This window comes from Pelosinus sp. sgz500959 (assembly GCF_042610375.1).
GTDB lineage: Bacteria > Bacillota > Negativicutes > DSM-13327 > DSM-13327 > CTSoil-075.
The window spans coordinates 545,159-560,081 of sequence record NZ_JBGJZL010000001.1 but is presented as its reverse complement, the minus strand read 5'-3'; the positions used below and the strand labels follow the sequence as shown (position 1 = coordinate 560,081).

The window sequence follows — 14,923 nt, the reverse complement described above, 5'->3', positions numbered from 1 at the left end:
GGGGAAAATATGGAAGAGATTTTATTGGGACGATGGCAATTTGGCATTACGACAGTGTACCATTTCTTATTTGTACCGCTCACATTAGGATTGACAATTTTGATCGCCATGATGGAAACAATGTATGTCCGAACAGGGAATGAGATGTACAAAAAAATGACTCAGTTCTGGGGGAAGTTATTTTTAGTCAACTTTTCAATGGGTGTGGCTACAGGAATTGTTCAAGAATTTCAGTTTGGTATGAACTGGGCCGAATATTCCCGATTTATGGGGGATATTTTTGGGGCTCCTCTAGCGATGGAAGCCTTGACAGCTTTTTTCCTAGAGTCGACTTTTCTTGGTCTATGGATTTTTGGCTGGGATAAGTTATCAAAGAAAGTACATCTACTCTGCATTTGGATTGTAGCATTCAGCAGTAACTTATCGGCTTTTTGGATTTTGACTGCGAATTCTTTTATGCAGTCGCCAGTTGGATATTCTTTGCAGAATGGGCGGGCTGAGATGGTCGATTTTCCAGCTCTTATTATGAATCCTTATGTATGGGGGCAATTTCCTCATACTGTGCTTGGCGGTCTTGTAACAGCAGGTGTGTTTGTCTCTGCGATTAGTGCGTACTACTTATTAAAACAAAGACATTTATCTATTTTTAATCCTTCAATCAAAATTGGTCTGGTTTGTATGCTGGTGAGTACGGTGCTAGTGATGGGTACAGGTCATTTACAAGCTCAATTTATTGGTAAAAAACAACCAATGAAAATGGCAGCGATGGAGGCTCTATGGGAAACGGAAAATCCAGCTTCTTTTGCTATTATTGCAGTACCTGATGAAAGCAATCAGCGAAATACGACAGAGATTGGTGTTCCTGGCGTATTATCCTTACTCATCTATGATGAAATGAAGGGTGAGGTAAAAGGGATAAAAGAATTACAGTTAGAAGCTGAAAAAAAATATGGACCAGGAAATTACATTCCACGTGTCACTCAATCTTTCTGGAGTTTTCGTATTATGGTCATTTCGGGCCTATGGATGGCTGCATTGGCAGCACTGAGTACTCTTTTACTCTATCGAAAACAATTAGAAAGCAATAAAACCATACTGAATTTGCTCTTGTGGAGTTTACCCGTCCCTTATCTTGCGAATTCAACAGGATGGATTTTGACTGAAGGCGGTCGTCAACCGTGGATTGTAGTGGGATTACAAAAAGTAAGTGAGGCTGTATCGACGAATTTGACAACAACAGATCTTTGGATTTCGCTGATCGGTTTTACCTTATTATATGGAGTCTTAGCGGTAGCAACAGTCTATTTAGTGCGAAAGTTTGTCGTGGCGGGACCTGTAGAACATAAACCTTCTCTAAGTACGGTCACTAAGAAGGGGGCGACATTATGGAACTAACGTTGATATGGTTTGTGTTAGTCGGTGTGTTATTTACGGGCTTCTTCTTTCTTGAAGGCTTTGATTATGGTGTAGGTATGCTACTGCCCTTTTTAGGAAGAAATGATGTGGAAAGACGAGTGATTATTAATTCCATTGGTCCAGTGTGGGATGGTAACGAGGTATGGATGATCACGGCAGGGGGAGCATTATTTGCAGCTTTTCCTCATGTGTATGCCACCATGTTTAGTGGTTTTTACTTAGCTTTATTTCTCATGCTAGCGGCTTTGATTGTGAGAGCTGTAGCGTTTGAATTTCGTAGTAAAGATGAAAGCCCTTTATGGCGTAGCACTTGGGATTGGATGATCTTCTTTGGTAGTGCGGTACCGGCTCTGTTATGGGGTGTTGCTGTCACGAATCTCATCAAAGGTGTGCCGATCAATGCCAAGATGCAGTATGTAGGTACCTTTTTTGACTTGCTAAGCCCTTACACACTGGTTGGCGGTGTTGCATTTTTACTAGTCTTTTTGTTCCACGGAGCTTTGTTTTTGACATTAAAGGTCGAGGGTGAATTGATTGAACGCGCGCGCAGAGCGGCTACTGTTATTGGAATTGCTGCGGCAGCTGTCTTCTTACTTTTGGTAGGTTTGACTTATACCAATACGGATTTGTTTAAAAGTTCTCTCGCAAGTATCGCTTTATGGGGAGCTGTAGTCGTTTTTGTCCTGTCATATGGGCTCTTATGGGTGAAAAAATTTGGATTGGCTTTTGCTATGAGTGGATTTGCCATTGTTTTTACGACGGTAGCGTTTTTTAGCGGATTATTTCCACGCATCATGGTCTCTAGCCTTAACCCTGCATGGAATTTGACCATTTATAATGCATCATCAAGTCCCTATACTTTGAAAATAATGACTGTTGCAGCAGTGGTCTTAGTACCAATTGTCTTGGCTTATCAAGGTTGGACTTATTGGGTGTTTAGAAAACGTGTTAATGCTAAGGATTTAGAATACTAAAAGATAAAAAATATATAAGAAAAGTCGAAAAAAGTTGAATTTTGTAGATTTTTTTGTGTATTATAGCGAGCTATGGTATATTTAGAGAGGGAATAATCATAAAACTATTTTATATAATAGGGGGCTATAGACATGGGTATAAAAACTGTGCCGAGTGATATTTTGAGTTTACCTGAGAAATATAAGGGATTTTATCATGCTATTGTAAAGTTCATACCTGAAGCTAGAGTTTTTGCAGATCCAATTCGCACCTTAGCTTATGGTGTTGATGCCAGCTTTTATCGTATGCTGCCTAAGCTAGTCATTAAAGTCGATACTCCACAAGAAATGGCGATGATTTTAGAAGTTGCCAATCAGTCAAAAATACCTGTGACCTTTCGTGCGGCAGGAACAAGTTTATCTGGTCAGTCAATCACTGATTCAGTGTTGTTGGTTGCAACTCACGGATGGAGTAAGTATTCGATTAGTGATGACGGGGGACTCATATCATTAGAGCCAGGTGTTATCGGATCTGAAGCCAATGATTATTTGAGACCATACGCTCGCAAAATCGGACCTGATCCAGCAACGATTAACAATGCCATGATTGGTGGGATTGCCGCCAATAATGCAAGTGGTATGTGCTGCGGTACTGCAGACAATAGTTATAAGACTTTAGCAGATATGAAAATCATTTTTGCTGATGGTAGTGTCTTAGATACTGGTGATCCAGTTTCACGGAGTAAATTTGTTGCAACTCATCAACCTCTCATTCAAGGTATTGAACAGTTGCGTGATGAGATTAATGCAAATCCAGAATTGAAAAAATTAATTCAGCTTAAATTTAAAATAAAATGTACGACTGGGTATGGTATCAATTCCTTTGTGGATTTTGTTGATCCTTTTGATATCATTAAACATTTGATGATTGGTTCTGAAGGAACACTGGGCTTTATTACTGAAATTACCTACAAAACTGTTGTAGAGCATGCTCATAAAGCTTCAGCCTTGATCATTTTCCCTGATATGAATTCTGCTTGTTTAGCAGTAATGAAACTTGATCGGGAGTTAGTAGCAGCTGCAGAACTCATGGATCGCGCTTCACTCAGATCTGTTGAAGATGAACCGACTATGCCTAGCTATTTAAAAACATTAGATGATAAAGCGGCGGCCTTGCTCGTTGAAGTACGGACAGAAACAAAAGATGCTTTGACAAGTCTCATTGAGGGTGTAAAAGAACGTTTAGCTTCGATACCTACAGTATTACCCATTGCCTTTACCGATGTAAAATACGAATATGAAAAATTATGGTATATTCGCAAAGGTATTTTCCCAGCTGTTGGTGGCATGCGTAAACCAGGAACGACAGTTATTATTGAAGATGTTGCTTTCCCTAAAGAAAGATTGGCTGAAGCGATCCTCGAACTTAGAGATATTATGGATAAGTATAATTATACGGATGGAATTATCTATGGACATGCTCTTGATGGTAATGTGCATTTCGTAGTGACCGAGAAGTTTGATACTCCAGAAGCCGTAGATAAGTATAAAGGACTCATTAATGATGTTTGTGACATGGTTGTCGATAAATATCATGGCTCGCTGAAAGCTGAACATGGTACAGGACGTAACATGGCTCCTTTTGTAGAGTTTGAATGGGGCAAAGCGGCTTATACTCTAATGCGGAAATTAAAGACTTTATTTGATGCTGATAATATTCTAAATCCAGATGTTATTATTACTGAAAATCAGTTAATTTATCTTCAAAATTTTAAACCAATGCCAATGGCTGATGATATTATTGATAAATGTATTGAATGCGGTTTTTGCGAGATCAACTGCCCTTCGAAAAATTTGACCTTGACGCCACGTCAACGGATTGTGGTGCAACGTGAGATTTCAAGGCTTAAAACCACAGGTGAAGATAATGAACGCTTGAGACGTCTCGAAGAAGATTATGTTTATTTTGGTGATGAAACATGTGCGACAGATGGTTTGTGTCAGACTAGCTGTCCTGTAGGCATTAATACGGGTGATTACACAAAAAATCAACGAGCGCGTGCTATGGGCGATAATGGAAAATCCATTGGTCGATTGATTTCTAAGAATTTCTCAGGGGTTACAACGATGGCTCGTTTGGGCCTATCGACTGCTAGCCTAGCTCATTCCATACTTGGTACATCACTGATGGGCAGTATTACAAAAGGTCTACGCTCTTTAAGTGGTAATCATATGCCAGAGTGGACTCCTTATATCGCTGGTGCTGGTAATACACCAGATCCTTCTAAGTCCAAACCTGGGGTAGCAGGACGTAAGGTCGTATACTTCCCAAGTTGCGTGAGTCGGACGATGGGCGGTGCAGCTCCTGGTGATAAAGATCAACGCCAACTAAGTGCTGCTATGATTCATCTTATGGAAAAAGCCGGTTATGAAGTGATATTTCCGGCAGATATGGATAAATTATGTTGCGGTATGCCTTTTGAAAGTAAAGGTTTATTTGAAACCGCTGATAATATGAGCGGTGAACTGGAAAAAGCTTTATTGGAATGTAGCAATAAGGGTGAATATCCAATTGTTTGTGATACGAGTCCTTGTATCTATCGCATGAGAAAAGTCATGAGCAAAAAGCTTAAAATGTTTGAACCTTTAGAGTTTATTCATGATTATTTAATGGATCTGCTTGAGTTTAAAAAACAGCCTGAAACGATTGCTGTTCATGTAACTTGTAGCTCAACCAAACTAGGTCTTAAAGAAAAATTCAAAAAAGTGGCAGAGGCTTGCGCGACGACAGTTGTTATGCCAGCAAAAGTTAGATGTTGTGGTTTTGCTGGAGATAAAGGCTTTGAAGTCCCTGAACTCAATGAATCTGCCTTATCAGAACTCAAAGATTGTTTACCAGCTGATTGTAGTGCAGGCTATTCCAACAGTCGTACTTGTGAGATGGGGCTTTCTCATCGTAGCGGAATCAGCTATCAATCCATTGTTTATTTAGTCGATCGTTGTACATCTGCTAAAAAATAATGTGGTAAAGTCCCCTCTGCCCAAGGGTGCAGAGGGGACTTTATTTGGATAACAGAGTCTTTTCTTTTACTAAATCAAAGGGTATAATGTTTTTGTTCCTATCAGTTCCCCTAGAACAAAGGAGTATGAATATGGTTGATAAACGTCTTATGCAACAGTTGAATAAACATAAACGACAATTTTCTTTGCTGGTTGGGCTAGGAGTGGGCGGAGGAGTATTAGTTGTATTACAAGCTGACTATATGGCTAAAATTATAAATGGCGTATTTCTAAATGAATTGAGTTTCACAGACGTAAGGGGCTGGATGAGTCTTTTATTTTTAATCATGGTCCTGCGTAGTGTCGTCGTGTGGTTTATTGAAAGCGTAGCCCATCGTTTGGCTTCTTATATTAAAGTCGATATTCGCCAGAGTTTACTCCAGTGTATATTAGAGTTAGGACCAATATATGCTAGGCGCCAAGAAACGGGCGAAATGGTTAATGTATTTCTTGAAGGAATTGAAAACCTCGAACCTTATTTTGCAAAATTTCTCCCTCAGTTATTTGCTGCGGTATTAGTACCGATGGTTATTTTGACATGGGTTTTTCCTCTAGATATGAGTACAGGATTTATTTTACTCGTAACGGCACCTTTAATTCCGATTTTTATGATCTTAATTGGCCGTATGGCTGAAGCGATGAATAAAAAACAGTGGGAGACTTTATCACGTCTCAGTGCCCATTTTTTAGATGTACTACAAGGTTTAACAATCTTAAAAATTTTTGGCCGTAGCATTGAACAGATACAAGTCATTCATCGTATGAGTAGTGAGTTTCGTGATACGACATTGAGTGTACTGAGAATCGCATTTCTATCAGCATTAGTGTTAGAATTAGTCGCAACGATTAGTACGGCATTAGTGGCGGTGACCATTGGACTTAAATTATTATACTTTAAAATCGAATTTGCCCAGGCTTTTTTTCTGTTATTATTGGCTCCAGAGTTCTATTCACCATTGCGTCAGTTAGGAACACAATTTCATGCGGGTATGGCTGGGGTTGCGGCCGCTGATCGTATTTTTGGTATATTAGCATTGTCTAAAAATCAGACTGAGATGAATGATGTAATACCATTTTCCAAACAAGAAAAACTAGATATTGTGATTGAAAATATCCACTTTGCTTATGATGGTGGGACACGCCCTGCACTACGGGGTATTTCCCTGGAAATTAAATCTGGTCAACAAGTGGCTTTAGTGGGAGCTAGCGGTTCAGGCAAAAGTACACTTGCCAGTTTATTGCTGAATTTTATAACTCCTGATCAAGGGGAAATTTATATAAATGGAATTTCTTTATCGAAGATCAATCAGGCAGATTGGTTAGCGCATGTGGCTTTCGTACCTCAGTCGCCCCATTTATTTTATCGTTCTGTCGCTGACAATATCCGCTTAGGGCGAGAGGAAGCCTCTTTAGCTGAAGTAATGGAAGCTGCTCGTCATGCGGGTGCTCATGAATTTATTATGGATTTGCCTGAAGGGTATGATACGGTGATAGGAGAAGGTGGACAGGGACTCAGTGGTGGACAAGGGAAACGGCTTGCAATTGCGCGGGCATTTTTGCAAGATGCACCCTTTTTAGTATTAGATGAAGCTACCGCAGGACTTGATCCTCGCAATGAAGCCATCATTGATGAAGCTCTGCAACGACTTAAGATTGGGCGTACAGTCTTAATTATTGCTCATCGTTTGAGTACTGTCTATCATACAAATTCAATTGTAGTCTTTCATCAAGGCCAGATTGCAGAAATGGGATCCCATGAAGAATTGATGAATCAGTGTGGTCGTTATTATGACTTAGTCACTGCTTTTAGAGGTGGGGTATGAATATTCTGATTCGTTTACTTAACATCATAGGGTCAGCTTGGTCAGCCATGCTGGTTGCCCTTATTTTTGGCTGTCTGACAATTGGTAGTAATATTGGTTTACTGGCTACTTCAGCTTACCTTATTTCGAGTGCAGCCTTACATCCTTCTATTACGGAACTATCCGTTGCTATTGTTGGGGTGCGGTTTTTTGGTATTTCTCGGGCGGTTTTTCGATATTTAGAACGTTATATATCTCATGATGCTACTTTTCGTCTATTAGGAACCGTCCGAGTATGGTTTTATACAAAACTTGAAAAATTAGCTCCAGCACGTTTAATGCAGTGGCAGAGTGGAGAACTCTTGAGCACAATCGTCGGTGATGTAGAAACTTTAAAAGAATTCTATCTTAGAGTGCTCGCACCACCTCTGATTGCAATTCTTATATTAATTGGAACCTGTTTGTTTTTAGCTCACTATAGTATGAACTTGGTTTATCTATTAATAGGAGCTTTTTTTATCCTTGGTCTCTTATTACCCATCTTAATACAATTTCTGCAAAAAAATAGAGCTCATGAATTGGTTGCGACTCGCAGTGAACTTAGAGCTCAATTTGTTGATAGTATGACTGGTATTGTAGAACTAGCTGCTTTTGGAAAAACTGAGCAACAGGCTCAAATACTGAATCGGATCAATCAACGATTTTTTACTCTGCAAAATTATGTATCAAAGTTATCAGGATTAACAGAAGCCTTAGGTTTGTTGATTGTAAACAGCACAGTTTGGATGATTTTATATCTGACCATTCCTTTGGTACAAGATGGACAAATGAATGGTGTCTATTTAGCCGTTATTGTTCTAGCGGCGCAAAGTAGTTTTGAAGCAGTACTTCCGTTGCCACTGGCCATTCATTATTTAGCTGAAAGTATAGCGGCTGCGCGACGACTTTTTAGGATTGTTGATACTGAACCTGCAGTATCCGAAGTTACTGGCCGTGAAGATATCTCCCATGGAAAAATTGATGTTAAAAATTTAAGTTTTAGCTATAGTTCGCAAAGTCGACTGGTGCTTGATAATATTTCTTTTTCAATTGATGTTGGGCAACGTTTAGCGATCGTTGGTCCAAGTGGGGCAGGAAAAAGTACGTTGCTTCATCTGTTTTTGCGATTTTGGGATTATCAGCAAGGATCGATTCGGTTAGGTGACCATGAACTGAAGGAATACAATGCTCAGCAGTTACGTACAATATTTGGCGTAGTATCACAACAAACTCATTTATTTAACGCTAGCATTCGTGACAATATACGGTTGGCTAAACCTGATGCGAGCGAAGAACAGCTTAATCAGGCAATTGAACATGCGGAAATGGATGCTTTTCTTGCAGGTTTACCTCAAGGTTATGACACAATGGTTGGGCAAAACGGTTATGCTTTATCAGGAGGAGAGAGACAAAGGATTGCCATTGCGAGAGCTCTTCTAAAAAATGCACCCATACTTATTTTAGATGAACCAACCGTTGGACTCGATGCTTTGACCGAGCAACTCATTATGGAAACAATTAAGAAACTCATGGTAGGGCGTACCACAATTATAATTACACATCGTTTAACGGGACTTGAGATGATGGATGAGATTATAGTTTTGGAATCTGGTCGTATTGTAGAGCAAGGCCAGCAGTCAGGACTATTGGCTAAGCAACAATTATTTTATCAGTTATGGCATTTACAACATGATGTGTTATAATATTTTATAGAGACGATTTGATTCAGATGAAGTGTTAACTCCATCTGAATCTTAGTCGTGTTTAGCTGAGATTTGGTTATTTTAATTTCTAGTTATACAAGAGCGAAATCCGAGGATAACTTGATTATAAAGTAAAGCTTAAAAATTGAATTTTTAAGCAATGTATATGGGGGTAAGTAAGTGGCTGATGCATTATATTTTGTCGAGAAGCAATGTGCTGTATGTGAAGAAAAATTCGAAGTGACATTCGTGCGTTCACGTTTATCTCTGATTAAACAAGATACTGATTTTTGTGCTTATTATAAAGATATAAATCCTTATTATTATACAGTGTGGGTTTGTCCACATTGTGGATATGCGGCTCAAGAGAATGAATTTACAAATCTTGCGCCGGTCATGGCAACGCGCATGAAAGCCTTTTTATATGGTCGGGATGTAAAGGTTAATTTATGCGGAATAAGAACACGCGAACAGGCCATTGTGAGTTATCAGCTTGCTATTTTTTACACTGAAATGTTGGGCTTCCCTGCCAGTAAAATAGCGGCGCTACAATTAAGATTAGCTTGGTTATACCGTGAAAGTGGTCAAGTTGATGAAGAAAAGAAAGTACTAGCTAAGGCATGTGCGTCCTATGACTTGGCATTGTCAAAAGAACGGATGCCGATTGGCAATCTTTCAGAACTAACAGTCATGTATCTGGTTGCTGATCTATTATGGCGTACAGGAGATGGAGATAAAGCTAAGTTATATCTTAGCAGAATTGTATCAAGTCCCCTTGCAAAAATAGAAAAACGAATTGCAGATTTAGCTCGTGATCTTTGGCAAGAAATTAGGGCTATTGAAAAAACAACACCAGATCAATCAGAAGATGAAAAATAGATAAAAAAAAGACTTGGTCATTAAAATCCAAGTCTTTCCTTACACGATTCTATAGATCAATACATTAGAGAATTTGTATCGATCGTATTCTTATTCATCAATATAGGTAGCTACAATTTCTCCAAAAAATAAGGTATGATAATTACCGGTGGCATACCATTTTTCCTGTAAATCTGTGGCAAGTTGTTCGGGTAACATTTCTTGTTTATAGACAACTTTGCATTCATAATGGAGTCCGCAATCAGCGATGACTGGAGTGGAAATTTTCTTGCCTGGGTGCGTTGTTAAGTTGGCAGTGATTAACTTGTTGCCGTCTCGCCCAGATTGTGAACCACAAACACCAAGAGCTTTACTCATATCTTTGAAAGGGATGCTTACTGTAAACTGACCACTTTTCTCAAGACATTGATAGGTAAAACGGGAGGGTCTAACCATTGCCGTGAATATTGGTTTGCCCCACATAAAACCAACGTTACCCCAAGCAATTGTCATTGTGTTGATGATACCATCAACTTCAGTGGTTAGAAAGGCACCTTTACTTAATATTTCAATGGTCTCTTTTGCATAGTCATTATATGCTACATCTTTGCTCATTTGATTGCCTCCTATGTATAATTTATATTGATTCATATCTTCTATTACTATTCTTGCTGAAATCTATTATTCCTGTTTAAAAGATGGAATCTCTATTTTTACAATTAATAAGACGCAGTCCTTAACAGTTCTCGTCTCAAAAACTCAATAAAATGCATGAAAAAGAAAAATTGTTTTCTCCAAAAATACACTTGACTTTAAAGCTGGGATAAAATATAATGAACTAAGCTAAATAGTTAAACATAATGAAAGGGAAGCTGAGTGTGCTGAGTGTACAGAGAGCCGACAGTTGGTGTAAGTCGGTCATTTTCACAGTTAGTTCCGCCCTCGAATGGCTAATGATGAATTAAGACGGGTTCCGCCCGATATAGTGGATAGAGTTGGCCGTATAGGCAATTTGGGTGGCAACGCGGGAGTAGTTCTCGTCCCTGTGTGGGATGAGGGCTTTTTTTATTTACCCGTAGATCGGTATTATGTTGTAATTTTGTATTTAACAATTGTATATTTCTAATGAATAAAAGATATGGAGGGTATTATGAGAATTTTAGTGAGTGATCCAGTTTCCCAACAAGGTGTGGAGTTGTTACAAAAAGAATATGAGGTAGATGTGAAAACACAACTACCAATTGAAGAATTAATCCGTATTATCCCTGAGTATGATGCATTAGTAGTACGTAGTGAAACCAAGGTAACCAAAGCTGTAATTGAAGCAGCAGCTAATTTGAAAGTAATTGGTCGTGCAGGGGTTGGCGTTGATAATATTGATGTGCCTGCGGCAACACAAAAAGGAATTGTTGTATTAAATGCTCCAGAAGGAAATACAATCGCAGCTACTGAGCATACTATGGCAATGATGCTTTCTTTAGCTCGTAATATTCCTCAAGCTCATGCAAGCTTGAAAGATGGAAAATGGTTGCGCAGTAAAATGATGGGTGTTGAGATGCGCGGAAAAACATTAGGAATTCTAGGCTTGGGTCGTATTGGTAGCGGTGTTGCTAAACGGGCACTTGCTATGGAAATGAATATTGTTGCCTATGATCCTTTCATTAGTCATGAACAAGCTGAAGCTCTGGGGATTAAACTTGTTGAACTGGCAGATATTTTCCCTGTTGCTGATTTTATTACACTTCACTTACCAAAAACCAATGAAACTAAAAATCTTTTAAATAAAGAGACTTTTGCTAAAATGAAGCCAGGTGTACGTATCGTTAACTGTGCTCGCGGCGGTGTTGTCAATGAACTGGATTTGGCAGAAGCTGTTGAGCAAGGAATTGTCGCTGGGGCTGCAATTGATGTTTTTGAACAAGAACCAGTTGATCCAAATCATCCATTACTGAAACTCGATAAAGTCATTGTAACTCCACATTTAGGAGCATCAACAGCAGAAGCTCAAGTTGGTGTTGCAGTGGATGTCGCAATTGGTATTATGGCAGTACTTAAAGGAGAACCGATCTCTACGGCTGTTAATATGGCACCAATTCAGTCTCATACATTAGATGTTATTCGTCCGTACTTTAATTTAGCGGAAAAAATGGGTTGCCTAGCTATTAATTTAGCTGAAGGTCGTATTAGTGCCGTTGATATTGAGTATAATGGTGAAATTAGTGAAGTCGATACCAAAATGTTAACGACTGCAGTTATTAAAGGATTATTAAATTCTATTTTGACTGAACATATTAATTACGTGAATGCTCCCGGGGTTGCTAAATCTCGTGGTATAAAAATACGTGAAGTAAAAAGCAAAGAGGCGGCTAATTTCTCTAATCTAATTACAGTATGTGTGCATACCGACAAAAAAAGCCATACTGTAGCAGGAACTTTGTTTGGTCATGAAGAAGGTCGTATTGTTATGATTGATGCTTACCGTGTAGATGTTGATCCGCGGGGATGGCTGATTGTTGGCCCACATATCAATCGACCAGGTATTATCGGTACGGTTGGTACAGTTCTTGGCAATGCTGGAATCAATATTGATAGCATGCAAGTTGGACGTACAGAAGTTGCTGGTACCAATATCATGGTTATGGGCGTAGATTCTGATATCCCTGCATCCGTTATGCTCAAATTTAACGCAGTTGATGGAATATTAGGCGCTAAATTAGTTAACTTTAGTGCAATTTAGGAGGAAAAAGTATGGCTACGATAAGACCTTTTTGCGGACTGAGACCTGTGCCGGAGTTGGCACAACAGGTTGTTTCATTACCTTATGATGTAATGAATTCGGATGAAGCTAGACAAATCACTGCCAATAATCCATATAGCTTTTTACGAGTGACTAAAGCTGAAGTGGATCTAGAACCAGATGTGGATATCTATTCAGATAAAGTCTATGAAAAAGCAGGGGAAAATCTTCGCGAGTTTATCGAGAAGGGTATTTTAGTTCAAGATCAAAAACCATGTTTTTATGTATACAAACAACAAATGGGTACACATATCCAAGTGGGTTTAGTGGCTACGGCATCCGTCGAAGAGTATCAACAGAATATCATTAAGAAACATGAGCTAACTAGACCAGATAAAGAACAAGATCGTATTAAAAATATTATAGGGACAGAGGCCCAAACGGGTGCAATATTTTTGACATATCGGGGAAATGACCATATTAATGCTCTTATCGCCCAATGTATGAATAAACCACCAGTATATGATTTTGTAACGAGTGATGAAAATCGTCATTCTTTATATATTGTGGATGAAGCTGCTAGAATCAGAGGAATTGAACAAGCATTTGAGCGGATTGAAACGTTGTATATTGCAGATGGTCATCATCGCTTAGCTGCAGCTAGCCATGTCTATAATATAAACAAAAAAAATCCAGAGCATATTGGTGATGAAGCTTATACCAGATTTCTAACGGTTTTAGTGCCACATAACATGACTAAAATCTTAGATTATAATCGCGTTGTACAAGATCTAAATGGTCTTTCTGAAGCTGAATTTTTAGCGAAAGTACAAGAAAAATTTAATATTGAACCATGCACTCGTTTATCATGCAAAGCTGAATATCCTCATTATTTTGGCATGTATCTGAATAAAGCATGGTATAAATTGGTAGCTAAACCTGGAACATATGATGAAACTAGCCCTGTCGGAAAGCTAGATGTAAGCATATTGCAGGAAAATTTACTGAAGCCTGTTTTAGGAATTATTAATCTTCGTACTGATAATCGCATCAATTTTGTTGGTGGGATTCGAGGTATTAAAGAATTAGAACGTTTAGTTGATAATGGCGAGTATGCTGTCGCTTTCTCCATGTTCCCTACTTCTATCAAAGAGTTAATGGCGATCGCTGATATTGGAGAAATTATGCCACCTAAATCGACTTGGTTTGAGCCTAAACTTAGAGATGCTATGGTTGTGCACATGATAAATGGAGGGAATTAGGATGAATAATCGTGTTTTTAATTTTAGCGCAGGCCCAGCAGTACTTCCTCTTGAAGTATTGGTTGAGGCGCAAGCTGAATTCTTAAATTATCAGCAAACAGGGATGTCTATTTTAGAGACTAGCCATCGTTCTAAAGCTTATGAAGCGATCAACGCTGAAGCTGAGGCCAATATGAAAGAACTTCTAGGTATTGGGGATAATTACCGTGTACTATTTGTGCAAGGTGGTGCTAGTACTCAATTTGCTATGATACCAATGAACTTCTTATCTCCAGGTCGCACTGCAGATTATATATTGACAGGTGCTTGGTCAGAAAAAGCTCTGAAAGAAGCCAAATTATTTGGTACAACTCATGTAGCGGCAACTACTGCTGAAGGTAATTATAAGCGTATTCCGAATATGGATGAAATTCAGTTAAGTGATAATCCTGCTTATGTTCATATTACTTCTAATAATACTATCTTTGGTACACAATGGAATGAATTACCTAGCTTTGGCCAGGTCCCACTCATTGCTGATATGTCTTCAGATATTTTGAATAAACCTTTTAATGCTGAAAATTTTGCATTGATTTATGCTGGAGCTCAAAAAAACTTGGGTCCTTCAGGGGTAACGGTTGTAATCATTCGTAAAGACTTGCTAGAAAATAACCCTAAAACGATTCCTGCGATGATGCGTTATGAAACCCACTCAAAGAATGACTCACTTTATAACACACCACCAGCATTTTCAGTTTATATGTTGAATTTGGTACTACGATGGCTCAAAGGACAAGGTGGATTAGTGGGTATTGGACAACGTAATACTCTAAAAGCTGGTCTTGTATATGATACCATTGATCAAAGTGGCGGTTTCTATCGTGGTCATGCTGACCTAGGTAGTCGTTCTCTTATGAACGTTACCTTCCGCCTGCCGAATGAAGATCTAGAAAAAACATTTGCGAAAGAGGCTGAACAAGCTGGACTTGTTGGACTCAAGGGACACCGTTCTGTAGGCGGACTCAGGGCTTCTATCTATAATGCGATGCCTGTAGCTGGTTGCCAAGGATTAAAGGATTTCATGATCGAATTCCAACGGAAAAACGGATAATTT

At 38.9% G+C, this 14,923-nt stretch carries 10 protein-coding genes; 9 read left to right on the top strand and 1 reads right to left on the bottom strand.

Annotated features, from left to right (window positions below; all coding sequences use genetic code 11):
* Positions 1 to 9: 9 nt before the first annotated feature.
* The 6 genes from ACAN52_RS02450 (at position 10) to ACAN52_RS02425 (ending at position 9,852) form a co-directional block, all read left to right on the top strand.
* The gene (locus tag ACAN52_RS02450; protein WP_378951676.1) at positions 10 to 1,395 is read left to right on the top strand and encodes a cytochrome ubiquinol oxidase subunit I; all 1,386 of its coding nucleotides are present in this window, start codon (positions 10 to 12) and stop codon (positions 1,393 to 1,395) included.
* Positions 1,386 to 2,390: a cytochrome d ubiquinol oxidase subunit II gene (cydB, locus tag ACAN52_RS02445; RefSeq protein WP_378951673.1), complete on the top strand. Its 1,005-nt coding sequence runs from the start codon at positions 1,386 to 1,388 to the stop codon at positions 2,388 to 2,390. The genes ACAN52_RS02450 and cydB overlap by 10 nt, the downstream gene beginning before the upstream one ends.
* A gap of 132 nt (positions 2,391 to 2,522) precedes the next feature.
* On the top strand, positions 2,523 to 5,390 hold the full coding sequence (locus ACAN52_RS02440) for an FAD-binding and (Fe-S)-binding domain-containing protein (protein ID WP_378951670.1): 2,868 nt from the start codon (positions 2,523 to 2,525) through the stop codon (positions 5,388 to 5,390).
* A 131-nt stretch (positions 5,391 to 5,521) separates the two neighbouring features.
* On the top strand, positions 5,522 to 7,252 hold the full coding sequence (gene cydD / locus ACAN52_RS02435; protein ID WP_378951667.1) for a thiol reductant ABC exporter subunit CydD: 1,731 nt from the start codon (positions 5,522 to 5,524) through the stop codon (positions 7,250 to 7,252).
* Positions 7,249 to 8,973, top strand: a complete 1,725-nt coding sequence (gene cydC / locus ACAN52_RS02430) for a thiol reductant ABC exporter subunit CydC (protein WP_378951664.1) — start codon at positions 7,249 to 7,251, stop codon at positions 8,971 to 8,973. Before cydD ends, cydC begins: the two co-directional genes overlap by 4 nt.
* A gap of 180 nt (positions 8,974 to 9,153) precedes the next feature.
* On the top strand, positions 9,154 to 9,852 hold the full coding sequence (locus tag ACAN52_RS02425; RefSeq protein WP_378951661.1) for a DUF2225 domain-containing protein: 699 nt from the start codon (positions 9,154 to 9,156) through the stop codon (positions 9,850 to 9,852).
* A gap of 90 nt (positions 9,853 to 9,942) precedes the next feature.
* On the opposite strand, the gene ACAN52_RS02420 is transcribed toward ACAN52_RS02425, so the two are convergent.
* A complete protein-coding gene (locus ACAN52_RS02420) occupies positions 9,943 to 10,446 on the bottom strand; it encodes a flavin reductase family protein (RefSeq protein ID WP_378951659.1) in 504 nt (167 codons plus the stop codon).
* Positions 10,447 to 10,981: 535 nt separating this feature from the next.
* Between ACAN52_RS02420 and serA the strand changes: the two genes are divergently transcribed.
* Genes serA through serC form a run of 3 tightly spaced genes read left to right on the top strand, consistent with a single transcriptional unit; the run spans position 10,982 to position 14,920 of the window.
* Positions 10,982 to 12,568: a phosphoglycerate dehydrogenase gene (gene serA, locus ACAN52_RS02415; RefSeq protein ID WP_378951656.1), complete on the top strand. Its 1,587-nt coding sequence runs from the start codon at positions 10,982 to 10,984 to the stop codon at positions 12,566 to 12,568.
* Between the two features lie 11 nt (positions 12,569 to 12,579).
* Positions 12,580 to 13,830 carry a DUF1015 domain-containing protein gene (locus ACAN52_RS02410; protein ID WP_378951653.1) on the top strand — a complete coding sequence of 417 codons (1,251 nt, stop codon included), beginning with the start codon at positions 12,580 to 12,582 and terminating at the stop codon, positions 13,828 to 13,830.
* A 1-nt stretch (position 13,831) separates the two neighbouring features.
* Positions 13,832 to 14,920, top strand: coding sequence for a 3-phosphoserine/phosphohydroxythreonine transaminase (gene serC, locus ACAN52_RS02405; protein ID WP_378951650.1), 1,089 nt, complete (start codon positions 13,832 to 13,834; stop codon positions 14,918 to 14,920).
* Positions 14,921 to 14,923 lie beyond the last annotated feature (3 nt).